At 39.2% G+C, this 18,540-nt stretch carries 19 protein-coding genes; 1 reads left to right on the top strand and 18 read right to left on the bottom strand.

Annotated features, from left to right (window positions below; all coding sequences use genetic code 11):
• Positions 1-183: 183 nt before the first annotated feature.
• The 16 genes from H513_RS0114355 to H513_RS0114275 form a co-directional block, all read right to left on the bottom strand.
• On the bottom strand, positions 184-3,048 hold the full coding sequence (locus tag H513_RS0114355; protein WP_026801342.1) for a hypothetical protein: 2,865 nt from the start codon (positions 3,046-3,048) through the stop codon (positions 184-186).
• 153 nt (positions 3,049-3,201) lie between these two features.
• The gene (locus tag H513_RS20370) at positions 3,202-4,185 is read right to left on the bottom strand and encodes a hypothetical protein (protein WP_036803212.1); all 984 of its coding nucleotides are present in this window, start codon (positions 4,183-4,185) and stop codon (positions 3,202-3,204) included.
• A 260-nt stretch (positions 4,186-4,445) separates the two neighbouring features.
• On the bottom strand, positions 4,446-4,940 hold the full coding sequence (locus H513_RS0114345; protein WP_026801341.1) for a hypothetical protein: 495 nt from the start codon (positions 4,938-4,940) through the stop codon (positions 4,446-4,448).
• Positions 4,941-4,968: 28 nt separating this feature from the next.
• The gene (locus H513_RS0114340) at positions 4,969-5,340 is read right to left on the bottom strand and encodes a hypothetical protein (protein ID WP_026801340.1); all 372 of its coding nucleotides are present in this window, start codon (positions 5,338-5,340) and stop codon (positions 4,969-4,971) included.
• Positions 5,341-5,409: 69 nt separating this feature from the next.
• Positions 5,410-5,580, bottom strand: a complete 171-nt coding sequence (locus H513_RS21925) for a hypothetical protein (protein WP_169449939.1) — start codon at positions 5,578-5,580, stop codon at positions 5,410-5,412.
• A gap of 61 nt (positions 5,581-5,641) precedes the next feature.
• Entirely contained in the window at positions 5,642-5,791 is a 150-nt protein-coding gene (locus H513_RS21815) for a hypothetical protein (RefSeq protein ID WP_161625313.1), read from the bottom strand.
• Positions 5,792-5,801: 10 nt separating this feature from the next.
• On the bottom strand, positions 5,802-5,954 hold the full coding sequence (locus H513_RS21695; RefSeq protein WP_154655262.1) for a hypothetical protein: 153 nt from the start codon (positions 5,952-5,954) through the stop codon (positions 5,802-5,804).
• A gap of 187 nt (positions 5,955-6,141) precedes the next feature.
• Positions 6,142-6,897: a hypothetical protein gene (locus H513_RS0114315; protein WP_161625312.1), complete on the bottom strand. Its 756-nt coding sequence runs from the start codon at positions 6,895-6,897 to the stop codon at positions 6,142-6,144.
• Positions 6,898-7,059: 162 nt separating this feature from the next.
• A complete protein-coding gene (locus H513_RS0114310; protein ID WP_026801338.1) occupies positions 7,060-8,040 on the bottom strand; it encodes a hypothetical protein in 981 nt (326 codons plus the stop codon).
• Entirely contained in the window at positions 8,033-9,565 is a 1,533-nt protein-coding gene (locus H513_RS0114305) for an ATPase, T2SS/T4P/T4SS family (RefSeq protein ID WP_036803209.1), read from the bottom strand. Before H513_RS0114305 ends, H513_RS0114310 begins: the two co-directional genes overlap by 8 nt.
• A 3-nt stretch (positions 9,566-9,568) precedes the next feature.
• Complete coding sequence (locus H513_RS20365; RefSeq protein ID WP_051240025.1) at positions 9,569-10,759, bottom strand: CpaE/TadZ family protein; 1,191 nt, start codon at positions 10,757-10,759, stop codon at positions 9,569-9,571.
• A 17-nt stretch (positions 10,760-10,776) separates the two neighbouring features.
• Positions 10,777-11,529, bottom strand: a complete 753-nt coding sequence (locus H513_RS0114295; protein ID WP_026801336.1) for a hypothetical protein — start codon at positions 11,527-11,529, stop codon at positions 10,777-10,779.
• Positions 11,530-11,580: 51 nt separating this feature from the next.
• Positions 11,581-13,140, bottom strand: coding sequence for a CpaE/TadZ family protein (locus H513_RS0114290; protein ID WP_026801335.1), 1,560 nt, complete (start codon positions 13,138-13,140; stop codon positions 11,581-11,583).
• 301 nt (positions 13,141-13,441) lie between these two features.
• A complete protein-coding gene (locus tag H513_RS20360) occupies positions 13,442-14,035 on the bottom strand; it encodes an HD-GYP domain-containing protein (RefSeq protein ID WP_081658302.1) in 594 nt (197 codons plus the stop codon).
• A gap of 39 nt (positions 14,036-14,074) precedes the next feature.
• On the bottom strand, positions 14,075-15,079 hold the full coding sequence (locus H513_RS0114280; protein ID WP_026801334.1) for a replication-relaxation family protein: 1,005 nt from the start codon (positions 15,077-15,079) through the stop codon (positions 14,075-14,077).
• Positions 15,069-15,953 carry a hypothetical protein gene (locus H513_RS0114275; RefSeq protein ID WP_036803207.1) on the bottom strand — a complete coding sequence of 295 codons (885 nt, stop codon included), beginning with the start codon at positions 15,951-15,953 and terminating at the stop codon, positions 15,069-15,071. Before H513_RS0114275 ends, H513_RS0114280 begins: the two co-directional genes overlap by 11 nt.
• A 372-nt stretch (positions 15,954-16,325) precedes the next feature.
• Here H513_RS0114275 and H513_RS20355 point away from each other — a divergent pair, with 372 nt between their 5' ends.
• Complete coding sequence (locus tag H513_RS20355) at positions 16,326-16,976, top strand: P63C domain-containing protein (protein WP_051240022.1); 651 nt, start codon at positions 16,326-16,328, stop codon at positions 16,974-16,976.
• A gap of 216 nt (positions 16,977-17,192) precedes the next feature.
• Here H513_RS20355 and H513_RS0114265 read toward each other — a convergent pair whose 3' ends face one another.
• A complete protein-coding gene (locus H513_RS0114265; protein WP_026801332.1) occupies positions 17,193-17,783 on the bottom strand; it encodes a restriction endonuclease in 591 nt (196 codons plus the stop codon).
• A 447-nt stretch (positions 17,784-18,230) separates the two neighbouring features.
• Positions 18,231-18,494 carry a helix-turn-helix domain-containing protein gene (locus tag H513_RS20350; protein ID WP_036803205.1) on the bottom strand — a complete coding sequence of 88 codons (264 nt, stop codon included), beginning with the start codon at positions 18,492-18,494 and terminating at the stop codon, positions 18,231-18,233.
• Between the last annotated feature and the right edge of the window lie 46 nt (positions 18,495-18,540).

Here is an 18,540-nt window from a genome sequence, read left to right as displayed (position 1 = left end):
AATATTAATGTAAAATAATCAAAAAACCAATACATTAATTAATTTAACATATTAAATAGTATTATATTACTCTTTTCAAAATATGGTTGTCGAAAAATGACGAATTAACAATAAAGTATTTTTGTTTTATGTAATACCTTTCAAAAGTAAAAAACCAGATACGCTAAGTATCTGGTTTAATAATTAATATTTCTTTCTCATTTGGAAAACATCGAATACATCTCCGATGATATCTACATTCACTGTGTCTTGTTTAATAGTTCCATTCGTATATCTAACTTCAAAATCAAATTGTACTTGGCCATTCTTTAACACTGTATTTCCGTTCTGGAATTTAGGATTGAAGAGTAACCCTTCGTGAAAACCTAATAAGGTGGAAGACAAGTATTCTTTTTGTTTGTGTAAGTTACCATTTAACTGATAACCGCTAAATTCTGAAGTAACATAGTCTACTGGATATTCAGATGTATCCGCTTCTAATACGAAACCTTCACCTGAGTAGTACTGGTCCGGCAAGTTCCCTTTTTCATCGTGCTTTTCTTGCCATTTTTGAGTGTGCTTGACGTATCCTTTCAACGTCAATTGTTCAGCTTCAAACGTTAGAGTGACAGTTTCCTCATCGTTACCGTCATCTACTGTACCTGTGACTTCATAGGATCCTTCATCAATCGAAGGAATGGTTGTACAAATTTCTGTTCCACTCGTTATATCCTTTGCTGCATGAATTACATTATGCGTAGAACCATTTTCACTTAACGTAATTTCAACGTCTAATGGGTCGCCATCATCATCAGTTGGCACCACGCAGACCTTAACATCGTCTCCCTCATAAACATCATCGGGATTGTATTCCATAGTGATTTCTGGCTCGATGTTCTCTACAACAACTTCTTTAACAATAGAATCGCTGTCATTATAAACGTCGGTTACAACCTGTTTAACTTCGTAGACACCTAATTCATCAAATGTATGATTAGGCTCGGAAGCGGTGCTCATTTCAGTCCAGCTCGAGGTCCCTTTTAAACGATAGAGGTATTTGTACTCTAAATCATCATCTTCTGAATCTGTAGCTTTATTCGTTATAGATGTTTCGGTTATTCTGTCCGTCGGATTCGGATTAATATCAAAATTCGCTTCCGGAGGGATGTTGTTTACTATTACTGTTTTAATTACTGAATCTGTGGCATTTTGTGTATCAACAACGTCTAATTTAACTTCATATTCACCTATTTCATCAAAAGTATGAGAAGGATTAGCGTCATTGCTCATGAATTTCCAAGTAGAAGTACCTAGCTTACGATAATGGTACGTATGCGTTAGCGCATGTCCTTCTGGATCACTCGACTTGTCCGTAATGTCCACTTCAGTCAAACGGTCAGTAGGGTTCGGATCTGGTACGAAGTCAGCTGTCGGGATACTCGGTCTAATCGTGATAGTCGCTTCATCCGAGAAGTTATCGTATTCGCTCGATTCAGGGAGTTTGTTGTAGTAATCCCCTATCCCTTTAATAACGTGGGTACCAGATGATAGGTTTGAATAAGTTTTCGTAATCCACTTGCTACCTGGTTTATCGTAACCAGAACTCTCAAGCTTACCTTGCCACTTTACCCCCTTAGAGTGAGTAAAATTAATATCTTGATGGATAGGTGTATCAGATGAAAACTTAGCCTTTACGATTACATCTTCACCATAATCAAAGACGTACTTCTCATTACCACTTTCGTCAAACGCAAGTGTCTCTTCGCCGTATAAGTTTGGTTTCTTAACTGTGAATGTTACAAGGTCCGACAGGTTATCGTACTCGTTAGATTCATCAAACTTATTGTAGTAGTCTCCATAGGCCTGTACTTCGTAATCACCAGGAGGAAGGTTCTCATATCCTTTAGTAATCCACCTGTGAGCTGCCATAGGATAATCTACGGACCTTATTTTCCCTTGCCAACGTCCATTTAATATATGTGTGTGGTTGATGTTTTGGTTAATAGGAGCATCTGCGTGCATATAGGCTTGGACAATTATCCGCTCTCCATATTCAAAGACATTCTTCTCATTCCAGTCATTGTCCATAACAAGAGTTTCTCCACCGGAGAGGTTTGGTTTTGTGACGGTACCTGTGTATTTAACGTAAACATCCCAGTTATCTGAGTAGGTATAATCTACGTAGTCAGGAAGGTTAATCGTACGCTCATATTTCTGGCGATACTTCCACATGTTTATTTTCACATTATATGTTAATTCAACACCTCTACGATATTTATTAAGAACACCTTTTTCAGATTTCCACCAGTAACTTCCACTTGTATAAACCAAATCGTTACCGTTTCCGTAGGAAGCCCAAGTATCTGCGTTTCGAACGATCCCTTCATCCCATTGCCAATCCACTAAATTCCAATCACGCAAACCCAAAATAAATGGTTCCCCATAAAATTGATCAGGCTTTGCAGGTCGAGGATCATACCAAGAACCCTTGTAATACCCATAAGCGTTATTACTCATGTATCCTAAATAGTTGTTGTAATTTTTGTCGTAGTTCTCCGCTCTCCCTCTAGATATATACTGTGTCCAACGAATCTCATTATTTACCTGATAAGTACCACCTTTTTTCATCAGAACATAATCTACGTTCTTACCTGATTTATTATCGTAATAGGTCCCTCCGACTGAATTGGGAAAAGATAGTTGTGAATCCCTATAGACCCAGTCGCTCGTTTGGTATTCAGTAATCGTTTTCGTTCTATTCTTTTTCCATTTATACTGAGTGTTGTTAGGTTCAACTTTCATGCCATCTGCAAGTAAAGTCCCCGTAAAACCATCACTTTCATATTCAATCTCGTCGTCGTAATTACCGAAGGCTGATTGAGGATAGTCGAAAAATTTCACCTCACTAGGTGAAGAGTTCCAGTTAATGGTGTCTACTTTTTTATAAATTGTGACGGTTTTTGTTTCTTTCGCGCTTATAGTTCCCTCCTTATTCGGAGTAAGATTACTTACACTCATATTTAGAACACTTATGAATGTTAGTGCTAAGAGCAGTTTCTTCTTATCCATAATATCACCCGCTTTTGTGATTAGTACTTAATAGAAATCTCAACCTAACTCAACTATTGAGTCTTCTATTAAAAACTAATATTTAATCTAGTTTATAGGGTGAAACTCACAAGAATTCACCCTATAATAATTTCATTTTTTTCAATTTTTTACTTACCAAAAAACGTAGATTTCATTACCTTTCATACCAGCATTCAAGCCACCGCTTTGGTAATAACCACTGCTTTGTACTTCGTTTATTGCTTGCTGTATCTTTGAAGAATTACCACCTAAAACACTCGCTGCCCTAATTCCCGCACCAATATTGGAACTAGAAACTTGACTTATCAATAGAGAACTATGAGAAACACTAGCCACTCTAGCCCCCCCTTTACTAACCACATATGCACCTTTTACTCCAGAAGCTCTATATCCACTCGGGAGAGCGCTCTGAACGGCATTTACAGTACTATTTTGCTCTGGTTCTGGTTCAGGCTCTGGCTTCGGTTCTGGTTTTGGTTCTGGTTTTGGCTCTGGCTTAGGCTCCGGCTTTGGTTCTGGTTTTGGCTTTGGCTCTGGTTCAGACTGCTGAACAGTTTGATTGCTTGTAGAACTAGTTGTCTTCTGTGTAGATGAAGACGTCGTAGCGGTACTGGTATTATTGCTAGAAGAACTCGTTGAAGTTTTGCTGCTACCGGAAGAGCTACTAGTTGATGAAGTCGTTGGTTCGCTAGAAGTCGACTTGGAGCTACTCGAACTCGAAGTAGTAGCCTTACTAGTTGTAGATGCGGCACTAGCCGTAGTCACAGCATTATTACTTGATTCATCTGTGCTATCCTTGTCTGTCTTCTCATCCTCTTGCTCTTCGTTAGCTTTACCTTGTTCTTCTTCGTTCTTTTCTTCCTTCTCTGCTTCTTCCATATTTTCATTACCTTCTGTAGAAGCGAAAAGCTTAATATCCTCTATATCCTTAGAGAAACTCTCATCAATTCTGCTGATCTTTGCAGCGTCTGATGCCTTCTTGCTTCCATCTTTCCTAACATCCTCGTCAGAGCCTCCACAAGCAGCTAATACAAGGCTCGTTGTAGCTATTATAGAAGCAATCATTGTGAATCGGCTCTTTCTTTTAAGTAATACATCGTTGATATGTTTCAACATGATTTCCAACCTCCTCTAAATTTGTGAATCTCTCCTTTTTTCGGCATAAAAAAAGCGTTCTTTAGAGGTTTGATTAGTAGACACACCACAAGTGTGAACATAATCACGCCCCAAAAGAACGCATTGATTTATAGATATCCGCTAATCCAATAGGATTGCCAAATAAATGAAAGAGAAATTCTTACAGTTATATTTTAGCACTAACTATGGATAGAGGTACAATGCATTTTTAAATTTGGAGCAAAATAATAGAGAATTTTTTAATTGTTGTACTCATAAACAACTGCTCTACGTGTATAGATCCCTTCTCCCGCAAAATATCTTGGGCTTTTTGTAGAGATTACCGCGACAATACTCGGTCCATCTATGTATTCAACAATGTCGTATTTAGGGTTGGAATAGTTAAATGGGAACGAAGAAGTGCTATGGTCGATAACCTCAAAGTGATCTAGGGTGAAGTCGTGCTGATAGAAGGAATCGGCGGTTGGTTCATATAGATAGCCATACCTCGAATCTAAATCTAGGTTGTACTCGAGACTTTGTTGGAAGTTATTTAATGCTCGTTCTTGATCAAACACAATCTGCCCCTGAGCTAATTGTGCTTGATCAAGGGCAAGCGCTGCATCGTGTACTGCTAGTTCTAACGCATCTTTTGTATCTCTCATGGTGTTTATGTCGGTGTCTAGATTCGTATTGAGAGCCATCGTCCCAGCAAATAACAACATAAGGAACATGACCTTTACAGCTTGAGACATATTTACTCTCCCCTCTTAGCAATTACGGTTAATACTCACTCATTATCCGAACATCATCTGTGATTTTGTCTGGCCCTTGGTCGAATATGTTAAAGATAAAGACCATACCCCTCGGCACTTCAATATTTGCTTCAATAAAGTTCTCACGTGTTGTTAACGTTTGAGTAGCTTCTATAACAATGTCGTCTTCATCAAAATTGTAGTCTTCAACAAGGTTATTCTTCATTTCAGTAATGATTTCATTGGTAAAACGCCCTTCAATAGAAGCTTTTTTAGCTCCTTCTTGCAGCACGGTGTGTAGCGCTTGGCGTTGCAGACTTTCTACACTGTAGAGTATTGGGGCAAACATGATATTCAATGAGATCATGATGGTCATCCACATTGCTAAGGTCTTTGCCATTCAGAAACCTCCTTTTATGTAAAAAGGGTGAGTAGTAAAGAGCCTACCCCCCCCATACAGAATGATTAGTTATGGAGTTGTTGTTGCGCTATCCGGTAGGTCATCTGTAACAGAGTCAATTTGAGCTTCATATTCGCCTGCTTCTTTATCTGTCATGGAGTAACCTACTCCAAATAGAAGAAGTCCGATAGTTAGTGTAGTAACTGCGATTTTTAAGAACGTGGATAAACTTTGATTCATGGTAAAAAAACCTCCTGGGTTAGTTAAATTTATTTTGAATTTAAGTGGTGGCAGAAACTCGTTATGGCAAGTCTACTTGGTGACTTTTCATTGCTTGATCGTATTCACTAGCTTCATTATTCAACATCGTGTATGCAACACCGAAGAGTAATAACCCTATTGTGGTTGCTGTGATAGAAAGCTTCAAAAATGTACTTAAAGATTCATTCATGCCAATTCACCTACTTTACTTGAAGGTTGTACTCGTCCTTTAAGTTCTCTCGATGTTCTACGTCCTTATCACTTAAAGAGGTGTATACAACCCCTATCAACAAACTACTTAAAATGAGTACGACAGCGGCTATGGACATAAACGTGGATAGTGTTTTATTCATTCCATTACCTCTTTGTTAATTGCTTTCAATGTATTGATTTACATCTTGAGTTACATCTGATGCAGTGGCATATAATGCTCCGTATATAAGAACCCCTATCACAACCGCCGTAATCGCAATTTTCATAAAGGTACTTAAAGTTACGTTGATAAAACCACCCCCCTTAAAGCAAGATTGAATGTTCTATTTAACTACGGTTAGCTTCCATTAGAATACCGACCATAACAATGATGACTACAATGAAGTTAAGGATGACAACAAAATGCGTTGCTTTTATCGGTATAGATGCCAGGTCTAACGTGACCTTCTTTCGTCTTCGATAGTTTTCTATCTGAGACCGAGCAAACATGTTATTAATGTCATTCAAGTTTTGGATTGCAGTTTCTTTATCAACCTCATCTAGTGTCTTGAGTACACTAGCAAGAGATTTGGCTTCTTTGGTGCCAATGTCCTCTCCAAACTCTTCTAAAGCAATCTTTGGCCCTTTATCGTTGTTCCATGTTGTGAGCAGCTTTGCAAAAGAGTCATTGATTACGTCGAAATAAGGCATTAGCTTCTTTAGTAAGTTAAACGTGTTGGTTCTTGATGAACTCATCATCTCTAGCTCGTTAATTACTAAGTCGTAGAGCATGAATACTTCAGCATTTCTCTTGGCTTCTCTATAATCAACTATTCTTTTCATGACGTAGACAAAAGCTGACCACTGAAAGCTGGGTAGCAGGAATAGTATTGCTCCCGCTACAAGTGCAATGGTTATAATGCCTAAGTCCGATCTGGTCAGAATAGGAGCTAGAATGTAATTGACGATGAGCAAGAATGAGACAATAAAGTAAATGACATGGTAACGTGCACCGTTCAGCATTAAAGGGTATCCCGCTGCTTTCAGCCAACTCTCTGCCTTTGATTGCTTCATTGTGTCCGTGACCTTCAATTTATTGTTCATAATTGAGTGTCGTAATCTTAGCCTGTTTTGTATTCTTTCTGTTTGAGAGGACATCCCGCTATATATAAGGGAAGCTGAAGTTATTGCTAACAGAATGCCAACTCCATACGCTACATACGTAAGTATCTTGTATAAATGAACGTACTCCATAACTCCAACTCCTTATATATCGTTCTTTGGCTGCTTAATCAGCATAGCGATGAAGACTGAGAATATACTCCCGATAACTGAGATGATAAACAATAATAGGGCCCACTGATTTTGAAATTGGAGGACAATCCAGTCTTGATTCCTCGTCACGTTATAAGAAAGGACCAGGGAGATAAGAAAGACCGGGATGGTCAAATAACCATTTAACGAAACATCGACTGTGTGTGATTTCTCTTCCTCCAACATCTCTTCTGTCTGTTCCATTTGCTTAGACAAGATAAGTAGTGTATTCAACACGTTTTCATCTTGTAGATAACCTTTGATGATGATGTTACCCAACCTCTTCGCCCAACTTGTACCTGACGTATAGACAAAGACTTGAATAGCCAATTTCAATTCATCTTCGTTTTTAGAAACGTGAAGGTCTGATATTAGCTTCAACATAACCTCTCGTAACTGTTTGTTTTTAACTTCCGCTTGCGTAACCACTAAAGTTTGGTACATATCGAATTGATTAGCGTTGTAGTTCTGTGTAAGCTGCTGAATGATAGAGAGGAACTCTTGCCCCATCGTGTAGCGAAGCTTACGCAACCTTAACTGCATGAACATATATGGGATTGAAGCGGTCAGCGCTCCAACGATAAAACTAAGAACAGGATCTTGATACTTGAAAAACATAAAAGCTCCAGAACTAATAAATAACATGGAGGTTATGACTAGAAATGAAAGTACACTTTGTTCATTGCTTGACTTGCTTGTGGTGTTAATAAGCAAGTACAGGTGTTTCAAGAAAGGGTGTGTGTATTCATACTGTTCTTTTGCAATTTCAGCTCTGTTCTTTCTCAAGCGGAAGCGGTAGCGGTACTGGTTGTACTTTTCCTTTACTGGTGCATCCATGATTGTCTTAGCGGTATAAATCGCTACGACTGCAACCAACGCATACATGATGAAAAAGAGTCCATCCGACCAAAACCAATGCAACACTTTATCCATCCGCTTCCTCCCCTAACAAGTCCTCTAAGATGTTTTCAGAGATTAAGTGGTAGTCAGACAGCGGTGACTCCGCTTCACGTTCCCGAAGTAAACGTACAAGAGTCCTAGTTTCCTCGATGTTCTCTGAAGCCATAAGATATAGTAGTTTCTTGCTGATGTTAGAAGAGTAATAGTATTTACCCGTCACGCTACTATATCGGATGAGATCCTGAGTACTGTGCGTTTTGGTTTCTTCATCCCAAATGATTTCAGTAACTCCAATACAACGCTTAACCGTACGGTCTCTATCTGTACTCATGGTGATGACAATGTCGATATTGCTAGCGACTCGAGTCAGCTCGTTTTCAAAGTTCCGGTTTGGAAATTCATCGAGTATATGCCTTGTTATCTGAGGTACAACGTTTTCAGTTACAGTCACGTGATATGTAGTTGCAGCACCACGTTCTCCACGTTCACAAGCTTGCAAGTACCCTTCCGTTTCGAGTGACCTTATTTCACCAACCACTATGTAGTCATGCTCCATTCTCAACAAACTTGGAATGGCTTGGTGTAAATCGCCTTCTTTAGCTTGAGTTTCAAACACCAATCGCCCTTTAAGTTGCTCGGACAATCCTAGTTCAAAGTGCTTCTCAATCGAAGCGATAACGAGATTTTCACTTCTTTCCTTCAAAAACGACTTCATAAAAGTAGACTTAGCGGAACGAACACGTCCAGCAAACACTGTGTTTGGCATCGTTAGAGACAAAGCTTTGAAGATTCGTACATCTTCTTGCTTGATGGTATTTAAGCGGGCTTGCTCTTCCAGGCTAATGTCTTTAACGATAAAGCGTCGGAACATAATGTAGTTTTCTTTAGAACGTGGCTTTTGAATCATCGTGATACGACTACCATCTTCACGTTCAATTTCTAACTCTGGATTTTGTTCATTAATGATGGAGTCTGCTGAGCGGTTCGTGAAAGTACGTCTTACACGATGAACCGTATCTATGTCTGCAAATTCCTCTTCCTGCTTTACGGGCTGACCGTTAATGTCAATCCATAACTCTGTTCCTCTAATAATCGCTGCTTCGGAATTGGGGTACTTGTCCCATTTCCTTAGGATACTCACTCCCCACACTTCGTGGAAAATGGCTTCTGCCAATGAATCGTAGAAGTCTGGATAGTTCTTAGAGGTAACGTTGTGCTTGCGAAGTTCTTCGTTAATCTTCGAAATGAAGTACCCCATAGCCTGTTCATCACCAATCACAGCTTTATATTGAAGGTCCACCCATTCTTCGTCTTTCTTTCTCTGTTCATTAGAAGCGTTCAGACTAGATTCATCTTCATCGAGGTAGGTTGGTCCAATATTGCTTCGTATCATCTCACAAAGGTGCTGAAAGGACTTTTTGCGCTCAAATGTAGTGACGGTTTCTGCTCGTAGACCTTGCTCATTGAGTTGTTCATTCATCCACTCTGTCGGATCATACGCTTTGTCGTGTTGTACGGCGTTTTCGATTCTTTCGATACTATCTTCTAATGTTTTCATAGGCTACCTCACTTTCTCTTTTTTGAAGAACCCGCGTAGCAGTCCTCTCTCACGATTTATTGAGCCGTTTTCGTGGTTGTTTTCAGTGAGGTTAGCTTCTGCGATAACAGTGTTTGCAACCTGATCGATACTTTTAACGTAGTTCGGGTCCGTTGATATGTTGTAAAGCAGCTTCTTCTGTCGAATAGCAATGGGTCCAAGGACATCTAGCGAAGGGACAGTAGCAATCCGCTTAATTTCTAACTCTTCTTCTAAGTCTTTCTCGCTAATAAGAGACATGTTTGGCTGGTACCGGTTAATAATCAACATGAAGTCTGATTTGACGCTTCCAACTGGCTCGAGTAATTGTTGGTACACATGAGGGAAGTATCCACGATAACCCTTATCATCCTGACTAGTAACAATGAAGCGCAAGTTACTGTGAACGAATGCCTGTGTAGCCAAGGCGCTGTCAAAGTGGGTTCCTCCATCAATAAGGATTAAATCAAAGGACTCTTTGGCCACATCAATCAAGTGAGCAATCTCTTTATTGGTGTAGAAGCGTTGGAGCTTAATGTCGCGATTCCCAGCTAAATGATAAAAGCCATTGTGTTGATATAACGCTTCATGAAGTTTGGCGGTGTTCAAAGTCTCTGTTTTTAAATCAACTTTCAAGTCGTTTAGATACTTGCCTTTGTATTCAGTAAAGTAATCCGCTGGATCCCATGCGTTAAGACTAAGCAGTAAAACTCTATCTTTTACCTTGCTGGATACAGCTTCTGCAATATTCAAACTTGTTGTACTTACCCCAACACCTGAATGAGTTCCAAAAAAGGCAATTACTTTATTAGAGCTGAATCCTTCTTTTTCATTGAGATACTGCATGACTTCAAGTACGACTTGTTCAATCGTATAAAGCTCATTTATGGATTGAATCTTTTGTGCAGCACAAAGCCTATTTATGGTTTTGGTGAGCTCGTGACTCTTCACGCCATGTAATTTATAAAAAATAGGAATGTCAGGAAAAATCTCTCGTACCGTTGCCAGTTCGTTGTAATTAACGGTCTCTCCATCTATAAGCAATCCAGTCAGAGGAACGTTTGAGTTAGGCTTTTCCTTATCAATGTGCGCAATCATAATTGATAAGTTTACCGATTCCTCTTTCTCAAATAACTCCTTATAGGCGACGTTGCGTGAAACAACTCCAATGTTCATTACTTGTCATCCCTTCTTTAGTTATAGGTGATGTATAACTTATTTCCGTTCTCTACGACTTCGTTCATTAATGCCTGGAAGTCATCCTCATTCAAGATAACCTCTAAATCAGAGATGTTACCTGTAGCATTCAGACGTTCTTCTTTGGCTTTTTGCTCATCTTCCTTGTTTGTTACCTCGTTATTAGATGAATCCTTTACATAGACTACTTGGATGTCCTCCAGAAGCGGTTCTTTGTATGATTGAAGGTTAAATTCATTTTTTTCTTCATCTTCCTCTTCACTAGAAGCTTTATTACTATCATCTGCAGCTGATTGATTGCTTTCTTCTACCATGTAGTCCTTACTCACAACATAAATATCAATCTTATCCTTTCTACGTAAGGAACCAGGTTTGGCATAAATCATATCGTCTACGATGGGACGGATAGCTTCTTCTTTAGTTGGATCAGGGATGATGTCTTCAAAGTCAATGCTCTTCATAGATACCATTGAATTACTTATCAGAAGCTCACCAGCTTCCTTTCCAAGAATCTGTTGAAGGTCTTCCGCGAATACCACATCACCTACCAAATCCTGTTTTCTTCTTCTTTCAACTGATAGTTGGTCAGTGGATATTACATCATTTGCTTGAATCTCTTCACCCGCTTTGACTACCACCACTTCTGCACTATCAATGCGATCTTTAAGGAGTAAATCGTATGTAGGGATAGCAGCTAACAGGAGTACACCTGTTAAAACCCCGGTGAATATCTTCATGCCTGGTTTCATCATTTACCTCCTAGTAGGTTTGTTATTTTGAGTAATGCCCCTTAGCTTTTGTTAGTCTTTGGAGACGTTTATCTTCCTTCTAACTAACTTGGATATGATTCCACTCTCTCTTTTTTTCTTGGAAAGGTATTGTTTCGGTAACAGTTCACTTAAGATGGGTTCAAGCTGCTTCTCGGATTTGTCTTGCAACCCTTTCTCATGGAGTCCGATTGTTCCCTCATATTGACTGTTGTAGATGGTTTCACTATGGATAGGGGGGAACGTGAAGTTAGTTTCATCGGCAAATTGGCCAACCATCTTTGGTGTTGCCTTATTCACGATTAGCGACGTTTTTTCATGCTTTAAAATCTGGCGATGATATTCATATGCCGCTGCGGAAGACTCGTATAGTTGATCGACAAGCGGTAGATCAGGCTCAATGACCATGTAGGCGTGGTCACATATGTCATATAGCTTTTGTACCGTCTTTCGCGTCCAATCCGTTCCTACGTCTACAATAATGAACGGTGTCTTATGAAGAGATAAAATCAATCTAGCAAATGATTCAAAGTTGATTTCTTCCTCTGTGTAGATTGGTTCATCTAAAGGATGCTTAGTTACCAACCGAACCCCTTCATGCTCCCAAACGTGGTTACGTTCGTAGCTTTGTTCTCCTAATGGTGTGAAAATATCTGTATTATCTGTGGAGGATGTGAATGCGTTGAAATAGCTTATATAGTCTGGTGCGTTCTTCTCACCAAAGAAGCGGTCATAGGTGTAAGGCCTTTGATAAGGACTTTCGATATAAGCTGGTGGTACACCGTAATTTGCTAAGGCTTTGGCTAACAGATGAGCAATAAAGGTGCTGCCTGAACGTGAATATGGACCTCCAATTAGGATTAGTTTCCTCTCTATCGTTACACCTATATGTTGAGGTGTGTTATGGACGACGTTTAACTTAAAGGTCTGTTTAACTTCTTGCTCATTAACCTCTTTCTCTTCCGCTTTCTCTTCAGGCTCTTTATCCTGTTTGGTTTTAGCCTTTGACTTCTTTTTCTTGAATCCAATGATTTTAGGGAGCTTTACAAAATGATTCTTCTCTTCGATATCCTCATCGGCTTGTTCTTGCTCACCTTGGGCTCCTCTCTCTTCATCTTCAACCTCTAATACCGCTTCTTCCGCGTACTTTGCACCCTTTGTGTACTTGGCTACCCTCGCGAACTTAGGTCCATCAGCTAACTGTTCTATAATGCCGTAAAGGTCTAAAACTCGGTCTGTAAATATGTCGAGTACGTTGCTTTGCACAAGGCGCTTTAGGAATGGATCAGAGTTTTTCCTTTCACAAATGAACACAAAACGTATAGCGTCATCAAACTGGATTCTCGTTTCGTCTATGAGGTCAATCCATTCTTGCTGTTGTTCTTCTTGTGTATCGAAAGATGAAGCAAGATGGTAATCGTGTACGATGACGATATCAGGCTTTTGCTCTTCAATGATTTCCTTTAGGTAGTTCCGATGTATAACCTCTTGCTCTAACAAGTAGAAGGAGTCAGCTTTCGATGAACTCTTGAAGTGTTTCCGAAGGATCTCATTAAACTTGTCGTAGCCGGTTGCTAACAATACTTTCTTCAATGGAAAACCGCCTTTCTAAGAGCATAAAAAAAAGCCCTCAATCTCTATATCAAACATAAACACACATTTGAATGTGTTTGATATAGAGACGGAGGACTTCCGTTCTAAACATATTTTGTTTAGGAAGGGTCCGAGCTGCACAAAGTACAGCTCATTCCCTCAATCAATTTTTTAGGAGGACACCCGAATAAATTCGGATATCATCCATTTAGGATAAGTAAATTATAGCATCTTGAAAGAATATGTCAATAAATGATTCAAATAAGTTTCGTAGCCCTTAATAGATTCATAGTCTATACCATTAACTTAGGGTAGCAGAAAACAATTTGAACTTATGCGCTAGTACAGGGTCAAATAAGTTCCCCGCTTCACTCGTGATGATGTGCATGGCTTTACCTGCAGAATCTTTCTTACTATAAGCCCGTTCCGTTGTAATAGCGTCAAACGTGTCTACGATTCTAGCAATGCGGGCGTAGAACGGGATCTCCTTCCCTTTTATGCCGAAAGGATACCCGCTTCCGTCCATGTTCTCATGATGGTACTTTGCGACTTGATGAATAAGCGGTTCTGCTAATGAGTCATTGAGTCGTCTAACGCTATCGATAGGATGAGCTTTAATGCTAATCCATTCATCTTGAGTCAACGGACCTTTCTTCTGTAAGATTTTCTGACTGACTGATACCTTGCCAATGTCATGAAGCAACCCAGCGAAATAAAGTAACTCAATTTCCTTACTCGAACATCCCAGGTACTCTCCAAAGGAACTCATGATGGAGCCCACACGTACTGAATGGTAATAAGTATAAGGGTCATGTTCTAATAGTTGCTGCATATAAACGGAACTGACTAGTGCCTCTATTTCTTTATTCTTACTACGGGTAATGTTGACTATCATCGTATTTTCTATAATCAATTCCTAACTCACTCACTTCTTTTAAACCATCGTCTCTAGGTTAAAGCGCCTTAACTTACCATTTTGAGGTACCAGGAAGGCCTTGTTAATTCCACCTTCACCAACAAGGTCCTCTTCCACTAAGAACCATATAGGGAAGTTAGCATTCTTCATGTCGAGTTCTTGCATAGCTGTAACAGCTAAAGAGCGGGTTGAGCAATACAATACCAGTACACTCTTGTTCGTATTCACAACAGTCTCATCTTGGCGATTGTGATACACCTCAAAGGAACCATACTTGTTGTAAAGACGGGAATACTTCTCTATTTTGTCTTGGAAGAACGTAAGGAAGTCCTTTGTTTGTTGCCCGCGCTCTATAATGAAGTTAACTCTCCCCTGTTTTGTCTTAATCTCCGCTACTCCATGAGGACGTGTGTTCTTTGTGCTTCCTGCAAGCACTGCATTCCACTCCCAACCGGTTAAGTAGCGGTTTTCCGCTAACTGAAGCCGAACCTCATTCATGGCTACGTAGCGCTGCACGACTTTTACTCCCCACTTATACCAATGATCCGGATAGGCAAAGTAACGCTCGCTCCCATATCGGTCTTTTAAGAGGTTGAATCCTCCCAATCCCAATGTAAAAGGAGCAGGAGGACGTTTATCATCGGGATGGACTTGGCTTCTTACATACCATCGGCTAGCCATTCCCAATGAACGGAAACGTTTAAGTCTATCTGATACTTTTGATCTGCTGAAGTTGTTAAGCTCCAAGTAGCGCCTTAGTTGGTCTTCATTCGCACAAATCGCATCTCCCAATATCTTAAGTATAACGATATCGTCCGCTTTTAGCGTACCATTTTCATACTTATTAAGAACGCTTTGGACGGTGGATAGCGGCTTGTAGTGCTTTGGATGACGGATACCCCCAACCATAGAAGGGTCATCCCAAATCATGACCTTATTATCAACGTTGGTCCAATATTGGGAAGAGATGTCGTCTACCTGAACACTCGGTTCTTCAACAGCTACACTTAAATTAGTAGGCATAGAGGAAAGAATCTAAATCGTTTACTTTTTTCTTACCTTCTGGGTATCCGATAATAACAACGCGACCTTTCCGCTCTTTCACATTAATGTCGCGAATCTTACAACTTACTTTCTCGCCCACAACAGGGTCTGGAATCTGACGAGGTACCGTTCCTTTAAGCTCCAATTTATTATCCAACTGAACAAAGATACCATGTCTTGGGTCAATAGCAGAAACACGGCCAACAATTGCGTCATCTTGCTCGTATTTCAGTAGCTCTTGGAATGGATCAGGGATAGCAGCTTTACGACTTACTTGTACCTGCTCAGTATCCTCTTTGAAGCGAAGTACTTTAACAGGGATTGTCATGTTACGTTGTACTTCACCACGAATATCTGAATAACGCTCATGGTCCCAATCGTTCATGTTCATGAAGCAGTCTTGACCATTAACCTTTACGTAGATCTTTCGTGTTTCCATACTGTAACCTGTGATGTATCCCTCAAAGTTCTCCTTATCGAGAGCCCCTTCTCCTTCAACGAGCTTCATGCGGTCCCAAAACGCTTCTTTCTTCTGCTTATCCGCTTTTTTAACACTAACAATGGCGATGTGTGTGTCGGACTCTTCATCAGAAATCAATTCTTCAATAATAAATTCGTGTGTAGTTCCAACAAACCCGGTTAATGAGGAAAAGTTTTGCTCTCCGAACTCATGGATTGGACAAAAACCAACGAATCCACCTTTAAGATTGAAGATAGCGGTCTCTACTTCTCTTGTGACCATTTTTCCGCCCTCTTCAACAGGCATTTTCCGCTTACCTACACTACGGACGATACCTGATGTGATTTCTCGATTACGACGTAACATAGACAAATGTTGCAGTGCTTGTTCCATAATAAAATTCCTCCTTGATTTGTGTTCATTGATAAATTAGCCATGTGAAATTAGTTAAGTTAGCGCTTTGTCGTAAACTGAAGCGGGTTTCCAGCGCCCACTTCTTCTTGAACACAAAAAAACCCGCCTAGAGACAGACTTATAGTAATCTATAAGACTTGGTCTTAGGCGGGTTTTTCCCGTTGGATATATAGTGTTAGTTTACTTATAAAGAGCTAGTGCTCTAGGAGCAACTACCTAGAATGTATACTATTTCCTTAAATAAGTCAAATCAGTATACATCTGACTAATTGTAAAGGCTATATTAATTTCCCTCTAGTACTCTCATAAAGCCTTACAGAATACATTAACGGAGACCTAAAAGAAATATTAATGAACCCCGTCAATTACAGAGCTAAGAATGGACGGGAAGTCGAAGGATATAAAGCAAATATTATCCCCTTTCTATGTAATGTTTATTTAGCAGCACGATTAGATGGTGTATTAACGAAACAACAAGAGAGTTTAGCGAAAGCTAGTGAAATATTAGTACGAAGTTTATCAAAGTTAGGGATTGTAGCATTAGTAGATGAAGCAACTGGTTATCAAGAAGAACGGGATAGGAGCGAACTACAAAAGCTTTTATCAAAATATATATCAAAAGAACTTCTCCCATGGACAAAAAGGTTTCCGGATGAATTTTACAAGCAATTATTTAGGTTAAGAGGTTGGGATTATCCAACTCCTTCTTCAAAAAAACCAGGTATAGTAGGCATTTATACTAATAAATATGTTTATGATCATCTTCCTCCTGGAGTAAAAGAAGAACTACAAAAAAATAATCCTGTAGTTGCTCCCGGAAGAAGAAGGTGGAGACATCATCAGTTTTTAACTGAAGATATAGGTAACATTCATCTAGAAAAACATTTACTAAAAGTAACTACATTAATGCAAGCATCTGATAATTGGGAAGAATTCAATAAAAAATTTAACCGGGTTTTCGGATTAGTGGATCAATTAGAACTTAACTTAGATAATGATTAGAACAATAATCCATCCCAGTGATGTGGGTGGTCCACGAATAGCTCGATCGTGAAGGAATTGAATCGGTGGAAGCTAGAAAAAATCTGATAAGAACAATCTACTTTTTATAAGCTTGTGAAACAGTTAGTTTTCATAAACTATTGATAAGATTAAAAAGCTATCATCCTGCATGATAGCTTTTTTAACATTCAAAATGGAGAAACAAAGTAGGTATATTTATTTTAAAATAATCTCAGCAGCTCTCAACTTAACCTCTGGATCGTTGTGGTGTAACATTTCCTCAAGTACTCTTTTCGCCTTTTGTTCTAATGTGGAATCTGAATTTAAACTGGGATCTTTTATTGTATTGAATACATGGGCATGGTGTTTAGTTATATCAGCAATAGTACCAGGATATCTCATGGATCCTCTTAGTTCATCGGGTAAATCCGACCTTAACAGAGGCTTTTTATTGAAATACCACTCCACTTTCCTTTGGTGAGGATAGCCACTTTCAGGTTTGTCCTCATCAAATTCTTCTACATACTGATAATCGCTGATGATCTTACCGAAGTAGACATCCTTCTTATTATCGTCAGGGACAATGACAATATCTCCTGGATTCATCGCATGGACCAAGGTGTTAACATTTCCAATCCCTTCTTCCCATCCATGTCCTTTTAACAAAGAACGAATCTGGTTATAATTACATTTTTCCAAATTTTCTCCTACTGGATAACCTACCGCAATAATGTTCTCACTTAGAAAGTCTTTCATATGGTTACTTCCGTGAGGTAATGGTCTTACAAGCCAAACACGAGTCTCCATGTCATACACCCCTTATATATAAATGTGTGATCACATATTTATAATAATAAATAAATCACATATTGTCAATTTGTAATCACATATTATTTGCATGAGGGTGCATAATATTTGAAGGTAGTCTCCTGTCAGCTCATGCGGCAATTCAGGGGAACGCTGTGCTCCTTTTCAAAATAAAAGGGGGTCACAAGAACACGGTTTATGAAAAAAAAGGGGGTCATCAGAACATGATTTTATATTATCGTGCGTTGTCTCTCCTCTTATAATTTTATATAACTAAAAGAGCTGCTACGAATAACAGCTCTTTTGGTAAAATACTTAATAACTCTTGTTAATTAGCCATTAATCCTTCTTGTTGAACGGCAGTATCCATCGCCTTTTGCTGAAGATCAGATGGATATACATACTTTTTCAAAAGGCGTTTTTGTGATTCATATTAATTCACATAAGCTAAGCCTTGTTAAAATAGTTTGCTTTTGCTTCCTCAAAAATTCGATTAGGTATCTTATCAGCTAACTTAAAAGCAGTCTTTTCGTTTGCTTCAAGGACTTCGACCAGTCTTTCGATTTTATCTTCCGTTGGAATAACCTGGCCTCTTTCGATTCCCATAGCATATTGTGGTGTAATTCCTACTCTGCGTGCCATTTCCGAACGACTTAAATTTCTTTCTGCTCGTTTATCTTTAATGTATTGTCCAAAGGTTGTTGTACTCACAGTTTTCAACCTCCCAAAATTTCTGATTTAAAGATTTTTCAAGAAT

The organism is Pontibacillus halophilus JSM 076056 = DSM 19796 (assembly GCF_000425205.1).
Taxonomy (GTDB): Bacteria; Bacillota; Bacilli; order Bacillales; family BH030062; genus Pontibacillus_A; species Pontibacillus_A halophilus.
Note: the sequence above shows the minus strand (reverse complement) of the source record. Positions and strands in the feature narration are given on the sequence as shown.

What these genes read in the sequence shown, in the direction of transcription:
- H513_RS0114310 (WP_026801338.1), bottom strand. Translation starts at nt 8,040, where the DNA reads ATGGATAAAGTGTTGCATTGGTTTTGGTCGGATGGACTCTTTTTCATC.
- H513_RS0114340 (WP_026801340.1), bottom strand. Translation starts at nt 5,340, where the DNA reads ATGGCAAAGACCTTAGCAATGTGGATGACCATCATGATCTCATTGAAT.
- H513_RS0114305 (WP_036803209.1), bottom strand. Translation starts at nt 9,565, where the DNA reads ATGAAAACATTAGAAGATAGTATCGAAAGAATCGAAAACGCCGTACAA.
- H513_RS0114355 (WP_026801342.1), bottom strand. Translation starts at nt 3,048, where the DNA reads ATGGATAAGAAGAAACTGCTCTTAGCACTAACATTCATAAGTGTTCTA.
- H513_RS0114315 (WP_161625312.1), bottom strand. Translation starts at nt 6,897, where the DNA reads ATGAACAATAAATTGAAGGTCACGGACACAATGAAGCAATCAAAGGCA.
- H513_RS21815 (WP_161625313.1), bottom strand. Translation starts at nt 5,791, where the DNA reads ATGAATGAATCTTTAAGTACATTTTTGAAGCTTTCTATCACAGCAACC.
- H513_RS20360 (WP_081658302.1), bottom strand. Translation starts at nt 14,035, where the DNA reads ATGATAGTCAACATTACCCGTAGTAAGAATAAAGAAATAGAGGCACTA.
- H513_RS20355 (WP_051240022.1), top strand. Translation starts at nt 16,326, where the DNA reads ATGAACCCCGTCAATTACAGAGCTAAGAATGGACGGGAAGTCGAAGGA.
- H513_RS0114265 (WP_026801332.1), bottom strand. Translation starts at nt 17,783, where the DNA reads ATGGAGACTCGTGTTTGGCTTGTAAGACCATTACCTCACGGAAGTAAC.
- H513_RS0114275 (WP_036803207.1), bottom strand. Translation starts at nt 15,953, where the DNA reads ATGGAACAAGCACTGCAACATTTGTCTATGTTACGTCGTAATCGAGAA.
- H513_RS21925 (WP_169449939.1), bottom strand. Translation starts at nt 5,580, where the DNA reads ATGAATCAAAGTTTATCCACGTTCTTAAAAATCGCAGTTACTACACTA.
- H513_RS20370 (WP_036803212.1), bottom strand. Translation starts at nt 4,185, where the DNA reads ATGTTGAAACATATCAACGATGTATTACTTAAAAGAAAGAGCCGATTC.
- H513_RS0114345 (WP_026801341.1), bottom strand. Translation starts at nt 4,940, where the DNA reads ATGTCTCAAGCTGTAAAGGTCATGTTCCTTATGTTGTTATTTGCTGGG.
- H513_RS20365 (WP_051240025.1), bottom strand. Translation starts at nt 10,759, where the DNA reads ATGAACATTGGAGTTGTTTCACGCAACGTCGCCTATAAGGAGTTATTT.
- H513_RS0114295 (WP_026801336.1), bottom strand. Translation starts at nt 11,529, where the DNA reads ATGAAACCAGGCATGAAGATATTCACCGGGGTTTTAACAGGTGTACTC.
- H513_RS21695 (WP_154655262.1), bottom strand. Translation starts at nt 5,954, where the DNA reads ATGAATAAAACACTATCCACGTTTATGTCCATAGCCGCTGTCGTACTC.
- H513_RS0114280 (WP_026801334.1), bottom strand. Translation starts at nt 15,079, where the DNA reads ATGCCTACTAATTTAAGTGTAGCTGTTGAAGAACCGAGTGTTCAGGTA.